Source organism: Rhizobium sp. BT03, assembly GCF_030053155.1.
Classification (GTDB): domain Bacteria; phylum Pseudomonadota; class Alphaproteobacteria; order Rhizobiales; family Rhizobiaceae; genus Rhizobium.
Window position 1 is genome coordinate 3,629,224 of record NZ_CP125640.1, and the last position, 21,548, is coordinate 3,650,771.

At 63.6% G+C, this 21,548-nt stretch carries 15 protein-coding genes; 11 read left to right on the forward strand and 4 right to left on the reverse strand.

The features are described from left to right. Window positions 1-156: 156 nt before the first annotated feature. The 7 genes from QMO80_RS17650 to QMO80_RS17680 all read left to right on the forward strand — a co-directional run bounded on the left by QMO80_RS17650 (window position 157) and on the right by QMO80_RS17680 (window position 11,481). Window positions 157-972 (forward strand): alpha/beta hydrolase fold domain-containing protein, encoded by an 816-nt coding sequence (locus tag QMO80_RS17650; protein WP_283197684.1) that lies wholly within the window; start codon window positions 157-159, stop codon window positions 970-972. Window positions 973-1,018: 46 nt separating this feature from the next. Continuing rightward, window positions 1,019-2,209 carry an efflux RND transporter periplasmic adaptor subunit gene (locus QMO80_RS17655; RefSeq protein WP_283197685.1) on the forward strand — a complete coding sequence of 397 codons (1,191 nt, stop codon included), beginning with the start codon at window positions 1,019-1,021 and terminating at the stop codon, window positions 2,207-2,209. Window positions 2,210-2,346: 137 nt separating this feature from the next. After that, window positions 2,347-5,547 carry an efflux RND transporter permease subunit gene (locus QMO80_RS17660; protein WP_283197686.1) on the forward strand — a complete coding sequence of 1,067 codons (3,201 nt, stop codon included), beginning with the start codon at window positions 2,347-2,349 and terminating at the stop codon, window positions 5,545-5,547. Window positions 5,548-5,714: 167 nt separating this feature from the next. Then, window positions 5,715-6,626 (forward strand): NAD(P)-dependent oxidoreductase, encoded by a 912-nt coding sequence (locus tag QMO80_RS17665; RefSeq protein WP_283197687.1) that lies wholly within the window; start codon window positions 5,715-5,717, stop codon window positions 6,624-6,626. After that, the gene (locus QMO80_RS17670) at window positions 6,623-8,407 is read left to right on the forward strand and encodes an IlvD/Edd family dehydratase (protein ID WP_283197688.1); all 1,785 of its coding nucleotides are present in this window, start codon (window positions 6,623-6,625) and stop codon (window positions 8,405-8,407) included. Before QMO80_RS17665 ends, QMO80_RS17670 begins: the two co-directional genes overlap by 4 nt. A gap of 131 nt (window positions 8,408-8,538) precedes the next feature. Continuing rightward, window positions 8,539-10,365 (forward strand): bifunctional diguanylate cyclase/phosphodiesterase, encoded by a 1,827-nt coding sequence (locus tag QMO80_RS17675; protein WP_283197689.1) that lies wholly within the window; start codon window positions 8,539-8,541, stop codon window positions 10,363-10,365. Between the two features lie 267 nt (window positions 10,366-10,632). Next, on the forward strand, window positions 10,633-11,481 hold the full coding sequence (locus QMO80_RS17680; protein WP_283197690.1) for a GNAT family N-acetyltransferase: 849 nt from the start codon (window positions 10,633-10,635) through the stop codon (window positions 11,479-11,481). A 9-nt stretch (window positions 11,482-11,490) separates the two neighbouring features. Here the strand turns inward: QMO80_RS17680 and QMO80_RS17685 are convergent, their stop codons facing one another. Beyond that, window positions 11,491-12,408: a DMT family transporter gene (locus tag QMO80_RS17685; protein ID WP_283197691.1), complete on the reverse strand. Its 918-nt coding sequence runs from the start codon at window positions 12,406-12,408 to the stop codon at window positions 11,491-11,493. Between the two features lie 191 nt (window positions 12,409-12,599). Between QMO80_RS17685 and QMO80_RS17690 the strand changes: the two genes are divergently transcribed. After that, the gene (locus tag QMO80_RS17690) at window positions 12,600-13,898 is read left to right on the forward strand and encodes an adenylosuccinate synthase (RefSeq protein ID WP_003590514.1); all 1,299 of its coding nucleotides are present in this window, start codon (window positions 12,600-12,602) and stop codon (window positions 13,896-13,898) included. Between the two features lie 60 nt (window positions 13,899-13,958). Continuing rightward, window positions 13,959-16,463: a hypothetical protein gene (locus QMO80_RS17695; protein WP_283197692.1), complete on the forward strand. Its 2,505-nt coding sequence runs from the start codon at window positions 13,959-13,961 to the stop codon at window positions 16,461-16,463. A 388-nt stretch (window positions 16,464-16,851) separates the two neighbouring features. On the opposite strand, the gene rpoH is transcribed toward QMO80_RS17695, so the two are convergent. Further along, complete coding sequence (rpoH, locus tag QMO80_RS17700) at window positions 16,852-17,760, reverse strand: RNA polymerase sigma factor RpoH (RefSeq protein ID WP_049731684.1); 909 nt, start codon at window positions 17,758-17,760, stop codon at window positions 16,852-16,854. Window positions 17,761-17,942: 182 nt separating this feature from the next. Beyond that, window positions 17,943-18,968 carry an RluA family pseudouridine synthase gene (locus tag QMO80_RS17705; RefSeq protein WP_283197693.1) on the reverse strand — a complete coding sequence of 342 codons (1,026 nt, stop codon included), beginning with the start codon at window positions 18,966-18,968 and terminating at the stop codon, window positions 17,943-17,945. A 43-nt stretch (window positions 18,969-19,011) separates the two neighbouring features. Here QMO80_RS17705 and QMO80_RS17710 point away from each other — a divergent pair, with 43 nt between their 5' ends. Together QMO80_RS17710 and QMO80_RS17715 are read left to right on the forward strand one after the other, a co-directional pair. Beyond that, complete coding sequence (locus QMO80_RS17710; protein WP_283197694.1) at window positions 19,012-19,395, forward strand: hypothetical protein; 384 nt, start codon at window positions 19,012-19,014, stop codon at window positions 19,393-19,395. Between the two features lie 7 nt (window positions 19,396-19,402). Continuing rightward, the gene (locus tag QMO80_RS17715) at window positions 19,403-20,227 is read left to right on the forward strand and encodes an RNA methyltransferase (RefSeq protein WP_283197695.1); all 825 of its coding nucleotides are present in this window, start codon (window positions 19,403-19,405) and stop codon (window positions 20,225-20,227) included. Between the two features lie 113 nt (window positions 20,228-20,340). Here QMO80_RS17715 and QMO80_RS17720 read toward each other — a convergent pair whose 3' ends face one another. Further along, window positions 20,341-21,501 (reverse strand): hypothetical protein, encoded by a 1,161-nt coding sequence (locus QMO80_RS17720; protein ID WP_283197696.1) that lies wholly within the window; start codon window positions 21,499-21,501, stop codon window positions 20,341-20,343. Window positions 21,502-21,548 lie beyond the last annotated feature (47 nt).

Sequence of the window (21,548 nt, forward strand, 5' to 3'; positions counted from 1 at the left end):
GAAATCCGCAGTTTGCGTTGCACCATTGTTCGAGATATGGAACAGTGTAATCGCGATATCGCTTCTTATTCCCTGGTTGGAATAACAATATCTTTTTTGTGCAAAATGCAAGCGGCAGGCGTTGTCTGCTTGTGGCTGGTGCAAAAGAGACCGGATATGACGGTGGAATGGAAAGATATGATGCTGGATAAGGTGGCCATCGGCCCCGTTTCCGCACGCATCTACCAGGGCGCCGATTACGGCAAGGGTCCGCCCATCGTGCTTTACCTGCATGGCGGCGCGTTTCTCGACAGCGAGACGAATGTCGACAGGCCGGTGGCGATGAGCCTCGCCAAATCAGGCGCCATCGTCGCCGCCGTTGATTACAGCAGCCTGTCCGGCAACCTGTTTCCGAAGGCGCTGGAAGTTTCCTTCTCCGTTTTCACCTATCTCGCCAACAAGCGCGCTGCCGGTCTTGGCGACCGCAAGTCGCTGCTCTTCGTCGCCGGCGAAGAGGCGGGCGGCAATGTCGCCGCCGGCGTGGCGCTGAAGGCCCGCGACCAGATGCCGGATGCGCTCGACGGCCAGGTGTTGATTTCGCCGCTGCTCGATCCCTTCATGGGCACGTCCTCGATCCGCAAGGCCGAAGCGATCGGCATGCGTCAGCGCTGGACGGAGGGCTGGAGCCATTACTTGAGCGGCGGCGGCTGCCACCCCTATGCGGCGCCCTGCCTCTGTTCGCGTCTTTCCGGCGTTGCGCCGGCGCTGATCTTCACCGCGGAGGACGATCCTCTGCACGATGAAACACTCGGCTACGGTGCCCGCCTGAAAAAGGCCGGCGTCGGTGTACACCAGCATGTCCTTCCCGCCGGGACGGGCTGGCCCTCGATTTATGGTGGGAAATCCGAAGGAGTGCCCGACTGGCAGGAGCATGTCAGCCGCCATTTCGGAAGCTTCCTTCGAGATGTAAGCGTCCAACCGCAATTGCATTGAAGATGATCTGATATTTCGGCGGCTTGGGGCCGCAAGGAGAGTACTGATGACGTCCAGAAGTAAGCGCTGGGCCCTGGTGGGCGCCGGCATGGGCCTTATTGCGTCGGTTTCAGGCGCTGCATTGTTTTTCGAACTGCCGATGAGCACGACCGCCACGGCCGCGTCCGCCCCGGCGCAGCCGCCTGCCGTGCCGGTGACGGTTGCCGTCGTCGCGGCGCGTGACGTGACGGCCTGGGAGAGTTTTTCCGGCCGTCTCGAAGCCGTCGACCGTGTCCAGGTTCGTTCCCGCGTCGCCGGCGCCATCCTGTCGGTGGCCTTCCGCGAAGGGGCGCTGGTCAAGCAGGGCGATCTGCTCTTCACCATCGACCCGGCTCCCTATCAGGCGAGCGTGGCGCAGGCGCAGGGCCAGGTCGCTTCGGCCGAAGCCAAGGTCAGCCTGGCGCAGACCGAGCTCGATCGCGGCCGCAGGCTTTCCGACAACCGCACCATCTCCCAGAGTGATCTCGATCAGCGCCAGAGCGCGCTGGCCGAGGCGCAGGCGGGGCTGCGGTCGGCGCAGGCCGCACTGCAGTCGGCCCAGCTCGATCTTGATTACACCGAGGTGCGCGCGCCGGTTTCCGGCCGCATCGGCAAGATCGAGGTGACCACCGGTAACCTGGTTGCGGCCGGTTCGGCTTCGCCTGAACTGACGACGCTCGTTTCGGTCGATCCGATCTATGCGAGCTTCAATGCCAGCGAAGAAATGGTCACGCGCGCGCTTGCCGATCTTCCCCAGACCGACAGCGCCCTGCCGCCGGTCGAGCAGATCCCGGTCGAGGTCGGCACGCTTGCCGACAGCGGCACGCCGATCAAAGGCAAGCTGCAGCTGATCGACAACGAGGTCGATGCAGCAAGCGGTACGATCGGCGTGCGCGCCGTCTTCGACAATCCGGGCGGTCGTCTCATCCCCGGCCAGTTCGTGCGGGTGCGCATGGGCCAGCCGAAGGCCGAGAACAAGATCGTCATCAGCGACCGCGCCGTCGGCACCGACCAGGACAAGAAGTTCGTCTTCGTCGTCGATGCCGAAAACAAGGTCGCCTACCGGCAGGTTCAGCTCGGCACGCTGGCCGACGGCCAGCGTGTGGTCGAAAGCGGCCTGAATGCCGGCGAAAAGATCGTCGTCAACGGCCTGCAACGCATTCGTCCGGGTGCCGTCGTCATACCTGAAATGGAAGAGAAGGTCGCGACCGCGCAGTAAGGACTTCGCCTTCCCGGGGGGCAAGGCAATGCCTCGCCCGGGGAGGGCTGATACCCGAAATGATATGACCTGCCGGTGGCCCTCAAGCCGCCGGAGAGGGACGTTGCATCCATGTTCACCCCGGAGAGGGCTTTGAAATGAACATCTCCAGATTCTTTGTCGACCGTCCGGTCTTTGCCGGCGTTCTCTCAGTCCTCATCGTGGTTGCCGGCCTGATCGGCCTCAGGGCGCTGCCGATTTCCGAATATCCGGAGGTCGTGCCGCCGTCGATCGTCGTGCGCGCCACCTATCCCGGCGCCAACCCGTCGGTCATCGCCGAAACGGTGGCCACACCGCTCGAAGAGCAGATCAACGGCGTCGAGGGCATGCTCTACATGTCCAGCCAGGCGACATCGGACGGCGTGCTCAACGTGACCGTCACCTTCAAGCTCGGCACCGACGCCGACAAGGCGCAGCAGCTCGTGCAGAACCGTGTGTCGCAGGCCGAACCGCGGTTGCCGGCGGAAGTCCGCGCCCTCGGCATCACCACGGTCAAGAGTTCGCCGGACTTCATCATGGTCGTCAACCTCGTCTCCGACGGCGACAATCACGACATCACCTATCTTCGCAATTACGCGACGCTGAATATCAAGGATCGGCTCGCCCGCATCGCAGGCGTCGGGCAGGTGCAGGTCTTCGGCGCCGGCGACTATTCCATGCGTGTGTGGATCGACCCGCAGAAGGCTGCCGAGCACGATCTCGCCGCCAGCGACATCAGCAACGCCATCAGCTCGCAGAACGTTCAGGCGGCCGCCGGCATCATCGGCGCGTCGCCGAGCCAGCCGGGTGTGGACCTGCAGCTGAACGTCAATGCCCAGGGCCGCCTGCGCACGCCCGAGGAGTTCGGCAACATCATCGTCAAGACGGGCGCCAGCGGCGAGATCACCCGCCTTCGCGATGTCGCCCGCATCGAGCTCGGCGCGGCCGATTATACGCTGCGTTCGCTGCTTGACGGCAAGCCGGCCGTTGCCGTTGCCGTGCTTCAGGCGCCCGGTTCGAACGCGATCGAAATCGCCGACAATGTGCGCGCCACCATGGATCAGCTGCAACTGGCCATGCCCGAGGGCGTCAAATACGAGATCGTCTACGATACGACGAAATTCGTGCGCGCCTCGATCGAGAAGGTCATCGACACGCTGCTCGAAGCCATTGCGCTCGTCGTTCTCGTCGTCATCCTGTTCCTGCAGACGTGGCGCGCCTCGATCATCCCGCTGATCGCGGTTCCGGTGTCGATCATCGGCACCTTCGCGGTCATGTATGTCTTCGGCTTCTCGATCAACGCGCTCAGCCTGTTCGGGCTGGTGCTGGCGATCGGTATCGTCGTCGACGACGCGATCGTCGTGGTCGAAAACGTCGAGCGCAATATCGAGCACGGGCTGTCGCCGCGGGCGGCCACCTACAAGGCGATGAAGGAGGTCTCCGGCCCGATCGTCGCGATTGCGCTGGTCCTCGTCGCGGTCTTCGTTCCGCTCGCCTTCATCTCCGGCCTGTCGGGCCAGTTCTATCGGCAGTTCGCGCTGACGATCGCAATCTCGACCGTCATCTCGGCCTTCAACTCGCTCACCCTGTCGCCGGCGCTGGCAGCCCTGCTGCTGAAGAGCCATCATCAGCCGAAGGACTGGCTGACGCGGTTCATGGACGCCATTTTCGGCTGGTTCTTCCGCGGCTTCAACCGGGTCTTCGGCGCCGGCTCGAATGCCTACGGCAAGGGCGTGGGCGGATTGCTGTCGCGCAAGAGCATCGTCATGGTGATCTACCTGGCGCTGGTCGGTGCGACCTACAGCCTGTTCAGCACGGTCCCCGGCGGCTTCGTGCCGTCGCAGGACAAGCAGTATCTGATCGGCTTCGCCCAGCTGCCGGATGCCGCAAGCCTCGACCGCACTGAAGACGTGATCAAGCGCATGACCGACATCGCTCTGGCGCAGCCGGGCGTCGCCAATGCGATCGCCTTCCCGGGCCTGTCTATCAACGGCTTCACCAACTCCTCGAATGCCGGCATCGTCTTCGTGACACTGAAGGATTTCGAGGAGCGCAAGACGCCGGATCTTTCGGGCGGCGCCATCGCCATGGCGCTGAACCAGAAATTCGCAGCCATCCAGGATGCCTTCATCGCCATGTTCCCGCCGCCGCCGGTCAACGGTCTCGGCACGACGGGCGGTTTCAAGCTGCAGATCGAGGATCGTGCCGGCCTCGGCAACCAGGCGCTCGACGAAGCGACCAAGGCCGTGCTTGCCAAGGCCTATCAGACGCCTGAGCTTGCCGGGCTGTTCTCCAGCTTCCAGATCAACGTGCCGCAGCTCTATGCCGATCTCGACCGTGCCAAGGCCGAGCAGCTCGGGGTTTCCGTCACCGACGTCTTCCAAACGCTGCAGATCTATCTCGGTTCGCTCTATGTGAACGACTTCAACGCCTTCGGCCGCACTTACAGCGTCCGGGTGCAGGCCGATGCGAAATTCCGCGCCCAGCCGGAAGATATCGGCCAGTTGAAGGTCCGTTCGGCATCGGGTGAGATGATCCCGCTTTCGGCCTTGCTGAAGGTGGAGCCGAGCACCGGTCCGGAGCGTGCGAACCGTTACAACGGCTTCCTCGCTGCCGATATCAACGGCGGTCCGGCACCGGGCTTTTCGTCCGGCCAGGCGCAGGCCGCAATCGAGAAGATCCTGCACGAGACCCTGCCGGCAGGCATCGACTTCGAATGGACGGATCTGACCTATCAGCAGATCCTTGCCGGCAATTCGAGCATCGTCGTCTTCCCATTGGCGCTATTGCTCGTCTTCCTGGTGCTGGCCGCCCAGTATGAAAGCCTGACGCTGCCCCTTGCGATCATCATGATCGTGCCGATGGGTGTGCTGGCCGCGCTGACAGGCGTCTGGCTCACCGGTGGAGACAACAATATCTTCACCCAGATCGGTCTTGTGGTGCTTGTCGGACTATCGGCGAAGAACGCGATCCTGATCGTGGAATTCGCCCGCGAACTGGAGTTCGAAGGCCGGACGCCACGGGAAGCTGCGGTGGAAGCCAGCCGCCTTCGTCTTCGTCCGATCCTGATGACCTCGCTGGCCTTCATCATGGGCGTCGTGCCGCTCGTCGTCTCCACCGGCGCCGGCGCCGAGATGCGCGCGGCCATGGGTGTCGCGGTCTTCTCGGGCATGATCGGCGTGACCTTCTTCGGCATCTTCATGACGCCTGTATTCTACGTGCTGCTGCGGCGGCTGGCGGGCAACCGTCCGCTCGTCCAGCACAAGCCGGACGAACACAAGGAAGAAGAGGCGGAGGTCATCCGGCTCGCGGCGGAATAACGGAATTCAACCTTCCTTTGTCGAGTAAATCGGGCGGGAACTTCGGTTCTCGCCCGTATCGTTTTGCGCATGGTTCGGCATCCGACAAAATGCGCTCCGCCGATTAAAACGATTTGCATTGGTGGGCGAGGGGACTATCAAAGACTGACAACAGTTGGGAGGACTGAATGACAGGTTCGAGCAGAGGTCATGACGGCAGGCGGATCGCCTTTCTCGGCACCGGGCTGATGGGCGCGCCGATGGCGCGCCGGCTGCTCGGTGCGGGCTTTGCCGTCACCGTCTGGAATCGCGATCGCGGCAAGGCGGAGGCCCTTGCAGGCGACGGCGCGATCTGTGCGGAAACACCCGGGGATGCCGTTTCGGGGGCTGATGTCGTCATCACCATGCTGACCAACGCCGAAGCCGTCGGAAACGTTTTGTTCGACAGCGGCGTGGCCCATGCGGTGGCGTCCGGCGCTATCGTTATCGACATGAGTTCAATCGCCCCGCATTTTGCCCGTGATCATGCGGCGCGGCTTGCTGAGCGCGGCATCGCTCATGTCGATGCGCCGGTTTCCGGCGGCGTCGTCGGAGCGGAGGCCGGTACGCTGGCGATCATGGCGGGCGGCGACGAGGCGGTGATCGAAAAGTTTCAGGACGTCTTTGCGCCGATGGGGCGTGTCACCCGCGTCGGTCCAAGCGGGGCAGGCCAGCTTGCCAAGCTCGCCAACCAGCAGATCGTCGCGGTGACGATCGGCGCCGTCGCCGAAGCGATGATGCTGATTGCGGCCGGCGGCGGCTCGCCGGCAGCCTTCCGCGACGCCATTCGCGGCGGTTTTGCCGAGAGCCGTATCCTTGAACTCCACGGCAAGCGCATGGTCGAGCGGCAGTTCACTCCAGGCGGTTCGTCCAGCAATCAGCTGAAGGACCTGAACGCCGCCATGGAGACCGCCGCCGCGCTGTCGCTGACGCTGCCCCTGACTGCGGCGGTGCACGCCGAATTCAGCGAATTCGTCGCAAACGGCAATGGCGAGAAAGATCATAGCGGCCTTCTCCTGCATCTCGAAGAGAAGAATGCCCTGCCCGGAGGCAAGAGGTGACGGACAGCCATTCTCCGAAGCGACGCCTGCGTTCGCAGGATTGGTTCGACAATCCCGACCATATCGACATGGCAGCGCTCTATCTCGAGCGTTTCATGAATTACGGTATCACGCCGGAAGAGCTGCGCTCCGGCAAGCCGATCATCGGGATTGCCCAGAGCGGCAGCGATCTCACCCCTTGCAACAGGGTGCATGTCGAGCTTGCCAAGCGCGTGCGCGACGGCATTCGCGATGCCGGCGGCATTCCGATCGAATTTCCCACGCATCCGATCTTCGAGAACTGCAAGCGCCCGACGGCTGCCCTCGACCGCAATCTCGCCTATCTCGGCCTCGTTGAAATCCTCTACGGCTATCCGCTCGACGGCGTCGTGCTGACGACCGGCTGCGACAAGACCACGCCTTCGGCGATCATGGCGGCGTCGACGGTCGATATTCCGGCGATCGTGCTCTCCGGTGGGCCGATGCTCGACGGCTGGCACGAGGGGGAACTGGCGGGCTCCGGCACGGTGATCTGGCGGATGCGGCGAAAATATGCGGCAGGCGAGATCGATCGGGAAGAATTCCTGCAGGCGGCGCTCGATTCGGCACCATCCGTCGGTCATTGCAATACGATGGGCACGGCATCGACGATGAACGCCCTTGCCGAGGCGCTCGGTCTTTCGCTGACCGGCTGCGGCGCCATTCCGGCCGCTTACCGAGAACGCGGCCAGATGGCCTACCGCACCGGGCGGCGCGCCGTCGAGATCGTCTTCGAGGATCTGAAGCCGTCCGATATCCTGACCCGCGAGGCTTTCCTCAACGCCATCCGCACCAATTCGGCGATCGGCGGTTCCACCAACGCACAGCCGCATCTGGCCGCGATGGCCAAGCACGCCGGCGTCGAGCTTCATCCCGACGACTGGCAGGTGCACGGCTTCGACATCCCGCTGCTGGCCAATGTCCAGCCGGCCGGCGCCTATCTCGGCGAGCGCTATCATCGGGCCGGCGGCACGCCGGCGATCATGTGGGAATTGCTGCAGGCCGGAAAGCTCGATGGCGGCTGTCGGACCGTGACGGGCAGGACGATGGCCGAGAACCTGCAGGGCAGGGAGGCCCGCGACCGCGAGGTTATCCGGCCATTCGGCGAGCCGCTGAAGGAGCGGGCCGGCTTCCTCGTTCTCAAGGGCAATCTCTTCGATTTCGCGATCATGAAGATGAGCGTCGTCTCGGAGGATTTTCGCCGGCGCTACCTTCAGGAACCGGGGCGTGAAGGCGTCTTCGAGGGCAGGGCGGTGGTTTTCGACGGTTCCGAGGACTATCACAAGCGCATCAACGATCCCGACCTCGGCATCGACGAAAATACCATCCTCGTCATCCGCGGCGCCGGGCCGCTCGGCTGGCCGGGTTCGGCTGAGGTCGTCAACATGCAGCCGCCGGATCACCTGCTGAAACGCGGCATCAGCAGCCTGCCGACGATCGGCGATGGCCGCCAATCGGGCACGGCCGACAGCCCCTCGATCCTCAACGCTTCGCCCGAAAGCGCTGCCGGCGGCGGTCTCGCCTGGCTTCGCACCGGCGACATTATCCGCATCGACTTTAACCACGGGCGCTGCGACATGCTGGTCGACGAGACGGAGATCGAACGGCGCAAGGGCGACGGAATTCCGCCGGTGCCGGCGGATGCGACGCCATGGCAGCAGATCTATCGCCGCTCGGTGACGCAATTGTCGGACGGCGCGGTTCTCGATGGGGCGGCGCAATTCCGCCGGATTGCGAAAAATCCACCGCGGCACAACCATTGATCCTGGAAGGCGCCGTGGATTGCAAGTTCTTTGATCCAAAAGGGGAAATCGTAACGGACGGTTCACCTAGTGACTAGTTCGATCATCGGGACAAGGCTTCATTAATGCCGGCTTGAGACCATATTGCAGTTATGGAAGCTTCTAAGGCTGAGACCGCGTTGCCAGAAAATAGACCCACACGATCCGAACAAGAGTTTCAGGATCTTCTGCGCCGGCTCGAACTCGCTCTCGATGCATCCCGGATCGGTGTCTGGGAGCACAGCATCGAGCAGGACGGGATCTTGTGGGATGCGCAGATGCATCGCCTTTATGAGACTGGGGAGAGCTTCCGCCTGGTGCCGGCATCGCTTTGGTCGAACGCGATCCATCCCGACGATCGCGAGCAGGCCGAACGCGACTTCGATGAGGCAATTGCAACACGGGGCGCCTATAATTCACAATTTCGGATCGTGCTGCCGAGCGGCGAAATCCGCCATCTGCGCTCACGCGCGCATTTCTACGTGGATGCGGAGGGGCTGCCCTCCTTCATCGGCGCCGAATGGGATGTCACCGCCGACGTCCTGCTCAACGCCGAACTCGCGGGCCAGAAGATGGTGGCCGAGGCGAGAGCGCTGGCGCTCGAGGAAAGCAATGCCCGCATCGAGCATGTCGCCGATCACGATTATCTCACCGGCCTGCCGAACCGGCGCCTTCTCGACAAGCGGCTCGCCGAGTTGCCGGCCGACAGGAGCATCACGACGCTTGGCGTGCTGCATCTCGACCTCGACCAGTTCAAGCAGATCAACGACAGCCACGGTCATGCGGCAGGCGACGCCGTGCTCAGGGCCGCGGCCCTTCGCATCACTGCCGCCATTCCCGCAAATGGCATGGTCGCCCGCGTCGGCGGCGACGAATTCGTCATCGTGCTGGTCAATTTCAGCGATCTCACCGAGCTGAAGCTGATTACCGACGACCTTCAGCGCCGGCTCCGGAAGAAGATCCGCTTCGGTCAGGAGATGCTGCAATCCGGCGCCTCGATCGGCGTTTCCTGGAGCGGCGATCGGCGGGCGCGCAGCCTGCTTGCCGAATCCGATCTGGCGCTCTACCAGGCCAAGAAGCTCGGGCGCAACCGCGTCGAATTCTTCACACGGCAACTGCAGGAGGACCTGCGCGCCAAGCGTCGCCTCGCCGAGGAACTGAAGCTCGGGCTGGAGCGCGGCGAGATCGTTCCCTATTATCAGGTGCAGCTCGACGCCCGGACGCGTGATGTCATCGGCTTCGAGGCTCTGGCGCGCTGGAAACATCCCGAGAAGGGCGTGCTCGCCCCGGGGGTATTCCTGAAGATCGCCGACGAGCACGGGCTTGCGGCCGAGATCGATGCGGCGATCCTGAAGAACGTTCTCGAGGACCGGCTGTTCTGGCTGTTGCAGGGCCTGGCGGTTCCGCGCATCGCCGTCAACATCTCGGCATCGCGCCTTGCCGATCCGACGTTGCTCGGCAAACTGAGGAAACTCGACATTCCGCCCGGCGTGATCGTCTTCGAACTGGTCGAGACGATCTTCCTCGACGACAGCGACGAAAAACTGCTCGATCATATCGGCGATATCAAACAGATGGGCATCGACATCGAGATCGATGATTTCGGATCCGGCCATGCCTCGCTCATCGGTCTCGTCAAGCTGCGGCCGAAGCGGCTGAAGATCGACCGACAGCTCATCGCCGAGGTCGTCACGTCAGCCGAACAGCGGCGCGTGGTGGGGTCGATCGTGGAAATCGCCAAGGCGCTCGATGTCGAGGTGATCGCCGAGGGCATCGAGACCGAGGCGCATGCCTTCGTGCTGGCGCAGCTCGGCTGCGATGGCCTGCAGGGTTACGCGTTCGGTTATCCCGCACCGGCGGCCGAGACGGCTCGCCTTTTTTCACCGATGGCGAGCGGGATCGAAAAGCAGAAGACCGCGATCGGTGGAACGGCCCGGTGATCCGTCGGTGGGGACCGCCGGCGCGCTTTCGCGGCCGCGAAGAGATAATTGGCGCGCAAGTAATTTTCTTGAGCTTGCATCGGCATTGTTTCATGCTAATGCGGAAACGAAGCTTTCTGCATTGCATCGAAAAATGATTATACGCGTGGTCAAGATCATGAGCGCGGCTTTCCATCATTCGCAGGTGCAATCGGGAAGCCGGGGGCCTGACAATTGCTTTGCCGTTGCCGGGATGGACTTGCGGGACATTCAATCTGGGAAAGTCGCATGAATTCGGAATTTGCCGTTCGTTCGATGCGGCCCGGCGAACTGGAACTCGTGCTCGAATGGGCGCGTCAGGAGGGCTGGAACCCGGGCCTCGACGATTCGCTCGCATTCCTTGAGGCCGATCCGTCGGGTTTTTTCGTCGGCGCCGTCGGTGAAGTTCCCGTCGGTTCGATCTCGGTCGTCAAATACGGCGAGAGTTTCGCCTTCCTCGGCCTCTACATCGTCCATCCCGATTTCCGCGGCAAGGGTTACGGCAAGGCGATCTGGGAGACGGGCATATCAAGCGCGGGGGACCGTACGATCGGCCTCGACGGCGTCGCCGCCCAGCAGGACAACTATCGCAAGGCCGGCTTCGAACGCGCCTATTCCACCATTCGCTACGGCGGCGTCGCCACCACCTTGCCGGTCTCGGCGCTTGCCGCGCAGCCGGTCATGGATTCGCGTCTCGAAGGCCTGCAGCGTTATGATTCGGCGATCTTTCCGCAGCCGCGGGATGGCTTCCTTGCCGCCTGGTGCACCGCTCGCAAGGGCCGTCGCTCGGCGGTGGTGCGCAAGAGCGGCAAGATCCGCGGTTACGGCACGATCCGCCGCTGCTACGAGGGTTACAAGATCGGGCCGCTCTTTGCCAACGATGCCGACAGCGCCGCAGCGCTGCTTGCCGAATTGATCCCCGAGGCGAAGGGGGCTGCTCTCTTCATCGATATCCCCGCGGAGAACCAGGAGGCGGTGGCGCTTGCCGAAGGCCTCGGCCTTCGACCGGTGTTCGAGACGGCGCGCATGTATCGCGGGCCGGCGCCGGCCACTCCGCTGAAGCACGTCTTCGGCGTGACGACGCTGGAGCTTGGTTAGAGCGATGCGTCAATCCACGGGTGAGGCCGGAACGGTCGGAGCCGAGGCTTTCGGCCGGCCCTTTTCGGCGATGGCGATGCCGCCCAAGGTCAGTGCCAGCGCGATCATGTGGAAGGACTGCAGCCTCTCGCCGATCAGGGCGACGGAGAGCAGGGTTCCGAACACCGGCACGAGATTGATGAACAGGCCGGCCCGATTGGCGCCGATCGCCTCGACACCCTTGATATAGAGGATCTGCGCCAGCAGCGACGGGAAGGTTGCTGTGTAGAAAGTGATGACCCAGCCGGCCTGATCCGGCCATTGCGCGGCGCCCCGGCCTGCCTCCCAAAGGAGCAGCGGCACCGAGGTCAGCATGGCGCCGAGCGCGGGGAACGCCATGAGCGTGCGCCAGTCGACGGGCGGCTTCCAGCGCAGGAAGATCGTATAGACCGAATAGGCGGCAATGGCGATCAGCATCAGCCCGTCGCCGCGGTTGAGGCTTAATTGCAGCAGCGTTGTCAGGTCGCCGTGAGCGGCGGTCAAAGCGACGCCGATCAGCGTCATGCCGAAGCCGAGACATTGCGCCAGCGAGATGCCGGTACGGAAGAACATGAAGTTCAACAGGAAGATCAGCATCGGGATGCCGGCCTGCTCGATGGCGACATTGATCGCCGTCGTGTACTGCACGGCGGAATAAAGCATGGCGTTGAAGAGCGTGTAGCCGATGACGCCGTAGAAGAACAGCAGCGGCAGGTTCTTCCTGGCCACCGGCCAGTCCCGCTTGAGCTGCGGCACCGAGATCAGGGCGATCAGCGCCACGGCGATGAACCAGCGCAGGAAGGTCAGCATCATCGGGCTGATATGGCCGACTGCGAGCTTGCCGGCGACGGAGTTGCCGCCCCAGCAGAGGGTGGCGACAACGAGGCAGATGTAGGCCGTGGCTTGCAAGAGCGCTTTTCCCGTCTTTCCGCGACCGCCGAGCGGCGTTTTGTGACGGGCAATAGCCTGCCGGCTGCTGATTTGTCACGTAAAAAGCCCAATCACCTGTGACAACAGGGTCGCTTTCCCAAAAACAAAGCTTTATAGATGCGCGGGTTTGAGCAGGTGCGCGGTTTTCCGCCGGTAACAGGAAGAGTTGGATGACGAACGTAGTCGTGGTCGGTTCGCAATGGGGTGACGAAGGCAAGGGCAAGATTGTCGACTGGCTTTCAGAGCGCGCGGATATCGTTGTGCGCTATCAGGGCGGACATAATGCCGGCCATACGCTCGTCATCGACGGCACGAGCTACAAGCTGTCGCTGCTGCCGTCCGGCGTCGTGCGCCCGGGCAAGATGGCGGTGATCGGCAACGGCGTCGTCGTCGACCCGCATGCGCTGATCGCCGAGATCGGCCGGCTGGAGGCCCAGGGCGTGACGGTGACGCCTGACAATCTGCGTATCGCCGACAATGCGACGCTCATTCTGTCGCTGCACCGCGAGCTCGACGCGATGCGCGAGGATGCGGCGTCGAACAGCGGCACCAAGATCGGCACGACACGCCGCGGCATCGGCCCTGCCTATGAAGACAAGGTCGGCCGCCGCGCCATCCGGGTGATGGATCTTGCCGATCTCGACAGCCTTGCCGGCAAGGTCGACCGTATTCTGACGCATCACAATGCGCTTCGCCGCGGCCTCGGCGTCGCCGAAGTCAGCCACCAGACGATCATGGACGAACTGACCTCGATCGCCGATCGGGTCCTGCCGTTCCGTGACACCGTCTGGCTCTTCCTCGACAAGGAGCGCCGCAAGGGCTCCCGCATCCTCTTCGAAGGCGCGCAGGGCAGCCTGCTCGACATCGACCACGGCACCTATCCTTTCGTGACCTCGTCGAACACCGTGGCCGGTCAGGCTGCGGCCGGTTCCGGCATGGGGCCGGGCTCGCTCGGCTATATCCTCGGCATCACCAAGGCCTATACGACGCGCGTCGGCGAAGGCCCGTTCCCGACGGAGCTGAAGGATGCGATCGGCGAGTTCCTTGGCGAAAAAGGCCATGAATTCGGCGTGGTGACCGGGCGCAAGCGGCGCTGCGGCTGGTTCGATGCCGCGCTGGTGCGCCAATCGATCGCCACCAACGGCATCACGGGCATCGCGCTCACCAAGCTCGACGTGCTCGACGGCCTCGAGGAACTGAAGATCTGCGTCGGCTATATGCTCGACGGCGAACAGATTGATCATCTTCCCGCAAGCCAGGGAGCACAAGCTAGGGTCGAACCGGTCTATATCACGCTGGAAGGCTGGAAGGAATCGACCGTCGGCGCCCGCAGTTGGGCGGACCTGCCGGCACAGGCGATCAAATATGTTCGCCAGGTCGAAGAGCTGATCGGGGCGCCTGTCGCGCTCCTTTCCACCAGCCCGGAGCGGGATGACACGATACTTGTGACCGATCCGTTTGAGGATTAAGCTCACGGGTCACTGTGGAGGATAGTTCGGTCGGGTGCCGGACTTCTTGAGAAAGTACTGATGGCGGATTTTATTGCAGTTATTCGGCGGGCCGTTGACGGCCTGGCTGAAAATACCCCCGAGATGCGGGTGAAAGTCTACGAACGTGCCCGCGGCGCAGTGCAGCGGCAGCTCGAGAACATGAAGCCGCGTCCGCCGGAAGCCATGCTGCAACGCCAGCTCGAAAAGCTCGAGGCCGCCATCCGCGAAGTGGAGGGCGAACATTCCGAGGCGCTGCCGCTCGATGAGACGGTTGCTGCCGTCGCCGCGCCGGAATTCGCCGAAGAACAAGCGGCTCACGACGAAGGCGAACCGGCGTCTGCATCGGAGACCGTCGTCGAAGAGCCTGTCGACGAAGCCGATGCGGAACCGCAGGCGGCCGACGCCGCCGGCGAGCCCGATCACGTAGAAGCTGGTGCGCCGCAGGAGCCCCAGGAAGAGCTCGCGGACGAGGAACCTCTCTCCGAGGAAGCACCCAGCCTCCCCACGTCCGTTGCGGCCGAAGCCACCGCTCCCGCGCAGGCAGAGACACCGGCTCCTGCCGAAACATACTGGCATCCCTCGCATGAAGAGGAAGGGCCGGCCGAGGAATGGCATTCCGGCGAGCGACGCGACGTCGCTGCCGAGGCTTGGCCTGCAGATGATGAGCGCTGGCAGCAGCCCGTCGAGCATCGCAACGACGAAGCCGACGAATATCATGCCGACGAGCAGCATGCCGCGGAAGAGACCGCGGCCGAACCGCCGGTGGTGGAAAGCCAAGAGCCGGAGGCCGAAGAGGCTTACGAACCCGTCGCGCCGCTCCAGCCGATCACTCGCGGCATAGAGCACGCTTCCAACCGTCTGGTGGAGCCGGTCGCCGATTTCGATCGTCCGCAGGAATTCGTCGAGCACAGCCGCGAGGAGCCGCTGCAGGCTGACGCGGCTGGCCATTTCGATCCCGTATGGGCCGAGCCCGCCGCCGAAACACCGGCTCCGGCGCCGAAGGACGCGGAAACCGAATGGGCGGAAGAGGAGCTCCGGCAATATTCGCAGACGGCGCCGACCACCCCGGATACCTCGGCGCGCGCCTTCGAGGAGGTGATATCGAGCCTCGAAAAAGCGGCACCTGCGGCCGTCATGCCGGCGGCCAAGGAAAGTTTCTCCTGGGAGACCGCAGCCTTCGACGATCTGCCGCCGATCGAGGCCGGCAGCAATAAGAAGGCGCCGGTCGCCTCGCATTTCGATGATGTCGATATTTTCGCGGAAGTGCACAACGGCAAGCCGGCGGCTGCCGGCGGCGCGCCGAGCGAGGACTGGCGCGAGGCGAAGGCGCTGCGCGGCTACGACCGCCGCGGCTCGGTCGCGGCTGACGACGACGACGCCAATCCGGCGATGGATATCGACCAGATGGTCGCTTCCAAGCTGCAGGGCAAGAATTTCCGGATGGAGCCGAAGCGCCGCCGCTTCGGCATCGGCACCGTCATCACCCTCATCTTCGCGCTCATCCTGATCGGTGGCGGCGCCTATGCCGGCTGGATGAACAGAGAAGCGCTGGTGGCGATGGTCGATGGTCTCGTCAGTTCGGCACCATCGCAAGCGACCAGGAACGAGGCAGCGACACCGCCAGCCAGTTCCGCGACGCCTGCCGAGCCCGGCGCGGCAACGCCGGCCCAGCCGACCACGCCGGAAGCGCAGAATACGCCAGCGGCGCCTGCGCAGCCGAACCCGCAGGTGGCGTCAATGAACAATGACGGCGCCGCGGCCAATTCGAAATTCACCCAGCGGCTGCTGACGGATGGGACCGAGGTCGACAGCGGACCGGCGACGGCGCCGGGAACGCCGACTGCGGAAGGAAAATCGGTCGCCGAACAGAATGTCGCGGCAGCGGACACGCCGCCTGCGACCGCGCAGGGCGATGTCGCGCCGGCCGAAACGCCGACGCCGAACGGCCCGGTGGCTTCGCCCCAGCAGAGCGCTCCCGTCGGCTCGTCGCAGAAGATGTTCCTCTACGAGGAGCGTATCGGCCAAAGCTCGCCGACGGCGATCGAGGGATCGGTCGTCTGGAGCTTGCAGCACGAGGCCGGCCAGGGCGGCCGGCAGGAGGCGACGGTACAGGGCAACATCACCGTGCCGGAGCGCAATCTCTCGGCTCTGGTCACCTTCAAGCGCAATTCCGATCCGTCGCTGCCGGCAAGCCATCTCGTCGAGATCGTCTTCTCGCTGCCGCCGAATTTCGAAGGCGGCAGCATCGACAGCGTCCAGCGCATCTCGATGAAGCGCACCGAGCAGGATCGCGGCGACGCGCTGATCGCGGTTCCGGCCAAGATCACCGACGATTTCCACATGATCGCGCTCAACGACTATCCCGATGCGCGCAAGGCCAATCTCGACCTGATGTCGACCCGCAGCTGGATCGATATTCCCGTCACCTACCGCAACGGCCGCCGCGCGCTGCTGACTATGGAAAAGGGCAATACGGGAACGGATGCCTTCAATACCGCAATCAAGGAATGGACCGCGCTCGGGGATGTGTCGACGAGCCAGTGAGGTGTTGCGCGAGGGGTATTTCATTGCCCTTCGCTTGCGCTCTCCTTCGGTTGCCGCCGCTTTTCCCGGTTGGGTGAAGAATATGCTTGGCGGCATCCGTTCCTCCGGGCAAGCGGCTTGGTTCCCCTCTGCTCCCCAGCGGGGAGAAGGTGGCCCGAAGGGTCGGATGAGGGGGCCGCACGGCACACCCGTCACGATTGCCCTTCGCTTTCGCTCAGCGCATTCGCTCTGCCGCTCACCCCCTCATCTGCCTGCCGGCATCTTCTCCCCGCTGGGGAGAAGGGGAAATGCCGCGACGCCGCGTCCTTCTCAAACGCTCACAACACAAACCAAAAACGCCACCTCCCGCGTAAGGAGATGGCGTTTCAATTCTTAAAGTTCAGCCCTATCAGGCCGTGGCTTCGACGACGCGGACGGCCTTGGCGCGTTCCTGGGCTTCCTTGCGGACAGCGTCCTGCACCTTTTCGAAGGCGCGGACCTCGATCTGGCGGACGCGTTCGCGGCTGATGTCGAATTCCGTCGACAGGTCCTCCAGGGTCACCGGATCCTCGGCGAGACGGCGAGCCTCGAAGATACGGCGTTCGCGTTCGTTCAGCACGCTCATCGCTTTCGCCAGCATGCGCCGGCGGGTGTCGAGCTCGTCCTGTTCGATCAGTACGTCTTCCTGGCTGTCATGGTCGTCCACCAGCCAATCCTGCCATTGGCCGCTGTCGCCTTCCGCCGCCTTGATCGGCGCGTTCAGCGAGGCGTCGCCGGACAGGCGGCGGTTCATCGAAATGACCTCCTCCTCCGAGACGTTCAGCTTGGTGGCGATTTCGGAGACGTGCTCCGGCTTCAGGTCGCCGTCATCGATCGCCTGAATGCGGCCTTTCAGCCGGCGCAGGTTGAAGAACAGGCGCTTCTGATTGGCGGTCGTGCCCATTTTCACGAGCGACCACGAACGCAGAATATATTCCTGGATCGAGGCCTTGATCCACCACATGGCATAGGTGGCAAGGCGGAAGCCGCGCTCGGCATCGAACTTCTTGACGGCCTGCATCAGCCCGACATTGCCCTCGGAGACGACTTCGCCGATCGGAAGTCCGTAGCCGCGATAGCCCATCGCGATCTTGGCGACGAGGCGAAGATGGCTGGTGACGAGCTTATGGGCGGCGTCGCGATCGCCATGCTCGGCATAACGCTTGGCGAGCATGTATTCCTGCTGCGGCTCAAGCATCGGGAATTTGCGGATTTCGTCGAGGTAACGATTGAGACCGGCTTCGCCGGCGGTAATGGACGGCAAGGTATTTCGGGCCATAGTGCACCCTCCTAAAGTGAATTCCGGTTCCCGTTGGAAACGCGTCCCCGCGTTAAAAATGGCAAACCGGGACATGCGGCTCTACTGCGAGCCCGCACTAAGTCAATATACAGATAAGTGTGGCGAAACGGCGGTTCAAGGTGCCGCTCACGCAGCTGTGAGAGGGGTCGGAGACGACGCCTCTATCCCCGCAATGCCTCGACCAGTTCCACCATATCATCGGGTAGCGGCACTTCGAAATGCATAATTTCGCCGGTTCGGGGATGCTCGAACTGCAGCATGAAGGCGTGCAGCGCCTGGCGGTTAAAGCCATTGACGACCTTGCGGATTTCTTCGGGCAGGCGATTGGCCTTGGTCTTGAAGCCGGCGCCGTAAACCGTATCGCCGAGCAGGGGGTGGCCGATATGGGCCATATGCACGCGGATCTGGTGGGTGCGGCCGGTTTCGAGGTGGCACTCGACCAGCGAGGCAAGCGCCGTCGCGTCCGGGTTCTCCTGGAAGCGCTCGATCACCTCGTAATGCGTGATCGCCTCGTCGGCGTCATGACTGTCAGGGCGCTTGACGGCGCGGCGCGTGCGATCGCCGGTCGCGCGGCCGAGCGGCGCGTCGACCGTTCCCGTCAGCGAACGGGGCCGGCCCCAGACGACGGCTTGATAGGCCCGCTCCAGCGGCATGGTCCGGCCATGGTCGGCAAACTGGAGCGAGAGGTGGCGATGGGCAATGTCGTTCTTGGCGACGACCATGACGCCTGTGGTGTCCTTGTCGAGCCGATGGACGATGCCGGGGCGGCGCACGCCGCCGATGCCGGAGAGTGTCGCGCCGCAGTGATGGATCAGCGCGTTGACCAGCGTCCCCGTCCAGTTGCCTGCGGCGGGGTGGACGACGAGGCCGGAAGGCTTGGAGATGACGATGAGGTCTTCGTCCTCATGGAGGATATCGAGCGGGATGTCCTCGCCCAGCGGCGTCGGGTCCTCCGGCTCGGGCAGGGTGATCTCGAAACTATCGCCGTTGCGCACCTTGCGCTGCGGATCGGTGACGGGTTCGCCGCGCAGAAAAACCTGGCCGTCCTTGATCAGCGCCTTGATGCGGCTGCGCGAAAATTCCTCGCCAAGCTGCGCCGTCAGCCAGGCGTCGAGCCGGCCTTCGGCGGTTTCATCGGCAGTCAGGACTTTTCTATTGCCGGCTGCTTGTTTAAAGGGGTCGCTCAAGACGCTTCTTCTCCGACGTATTTTTTTAGAACGGGACGCACAGATGACAGCAATCGAGCCAGACGACCAGGAAGAGAAGCCCCTTGATCCGGCGATGGAAAGTGTCCGGCGCAAGATGGTCCGCCTGCAGATCGTTTCCGGCGCCATCATGTTCGTGAGCCTTATGGCGGTCTTCGGTGCGGTTGTCTACAAGACGATGCGCGAGCCGAAGCAGACGGCGGCAGCCGTTTCCGCCGCCGGTGTGCCTTCGGATGCGCCGCTGGCGGCGACAGTTTCGTTGCCGTTTGGCTTCAAGGTGCAGTCCACTTCGTTTTCGGCAGGGCAGATCCTGTTTTACGGCGAAACGGCCGAGGGCAAGAGCAAGGCGCTGGTCTTCGACCTCGCGACCGGCCGCACCGTCGCCGACGTCAGCGTCGCGGGCAATTGAGGCCGGCATGGCCGCCGTCCCGATCGTCATCGACAGCGCCGATGATCCGCGCATTGCCGAATTCCGCAATATCCGCGAGCGCGATCTGACGGGCCGGGAAAACCGCTTCATCGCCGAAGGCACCGTCGTGCTGCGCATGCTCGCAGAAGCGCATGCGCAAGACCGCGGCTTTTTTGCCGAAAAGGTCCTGCTACTGCGCAACCGCGTCGACGGCGTGCTGCCGATCCTGGAGCGGCTGCCGGCCGATGTGCCGGTCTATGTCGCCGAGGCCGATGTGCTGGACGGCGTCGTCGGATTCCATCTGCATCGCGGCGTTCTGGCGCTCGGCCGGCGGGAGGATCGCGGTGAGGCGGCCCTTCTCGACGCACTGCCGGAACGGGCGCTGGTGCTCGTCGGCTGCGGCATTTCCAATCATGACAATGCCGGCTCGATGTTCCGCAATGCGGCCGCTTTCCGGGCGGATGCGGTGCTTCTCGACGAGACCTGCTGTGACCCGCTCTACCGCAAGGCGCTGCGTGTCTCGGTCGGTTCGGTGCTGAGCGTTCCGCACAGGCGCGGCGGCAAGGCGCTGGATGTGCTGCTGTCGCTTGCCGAAAGAGGCTTTGCCATCTGGACGCTTTCGCCGCACGGCAAGACCGATATCCGCGCCATTCCCGCCTCACCACGCATGGCGCTCGTCGTCGGCACGGAGGGGGAGGGGTTGCCGGAGGCGCTGCTTTCGCGCTTCCAGAGCGCGCGCATCCCGCAGTCGGAGGAGCTCGACAGCCTCAACGCCGCGACGGCAACGGGCGTCGCGCTGTTCTCCATGGCGTCGGCGATGGGCCGGATTTAAATTGCGATCGTAAAGCGCGTCGCATCGACCTTGATTGATACGACGCGCTTCAGTCCTTTGTTCGGATGCATGCCGCTACCCCGGAACCACGTCACACTTCCGAGCGACATGCATTAGCGCTGGGGATCGGCGATGATTGCTGCTGCTCTGTCGGCAAGGCTGACGCGATCGTTTTGGTTCTTTTCCCCACCGTCGGCGAGAAGCGTGCGGATCGGCGAGGAGGGCCCCTCGTTGAGTGCGGTCAGCGCCACCATGTTGGCGGCGATCGAGGCGATCTCCTCACGGATCGCGCCATCGCGTCCGGTCACAGTCTTTGCCTTCTGCAGACGCTCGGCAAGGGCGGCGCTGCGCTTGCGCACATCCTCGCCGATCTCCGCCGTGACAACGGCGGTGTCGGGCATGGATGTTGCCGGGTCTTCGGCCGTCGGTTCCGCCGGCAGCTCCGCGGCCATCCCGGCAAGGCCGGCGTCGCGCAGGGCGCGGTTGACCTTGCGGATCTCGGCATTGGCGGCCTTCAACTGCTCCTTCAACTTGGCGATCTCCTGCTGGCGGCGAGCGACCAGTGTTTCCTTTTCGGCGGCGGAAGCGCTGTCGCGCGCGGCCTTGTCCTCCAGGCGGATCACCATGTGCTGCTGCTGCGTCAGTTTCTGTTCGGCATCCTTGGCGCGCTTCTGCAGCAGGTTGACGTCCTGGCGCAACGTGTCTCGTTCGTCGCGCAGCGCGTTGGCGCGGAATTTCAGGCTCTCCGCCTCGGTTTCGCGTGCGGCCAGATCGATCTTCAGCCCATCGGTCTGCTCACCAAGCTTGCTCAGCCGCGTCCTCATCGCCGCCAATTCGCTCTCTTTGTTGGCCACGGACTGTTCTGCAATATGGAGATTGGTCTTCAGCTGGCTGATATAATTTTCGTCCTTGCGCAGGCGCGAGCGCTGCTCGGCCGCGTCGACATGCATCTCGCCGATCTGGGCCTGCAATTCGCCGATCTCGGCGGCAAGCCTGCCGGCATCGACGGCGAGCGCGTCATGGCGAAGCTGGAGCGACAGGGATTTCTCGCGCTCACGCAGCAGGTCCTGAGTGGTCCGGGCATTCTCGGCGGCATAGAGGGCGCGCACCATATCCTTCTGGGCGCGAACCTCCTGCGGGGTGAGCGGCATGGTCGCCTTCAGGCGGTTCTCGGTATACCAGACGATACGGCGGTGAACGGCGGGCGAGACCAGAAAGACGAGGAAGGCCGCGGTCAGGAAGCCCAATCCGAACAAGAGAGCATATTCGATCACGGCGCGGCCATCGATTCGAAGGTTGATAAGAGGTCAGCCGCGATGAT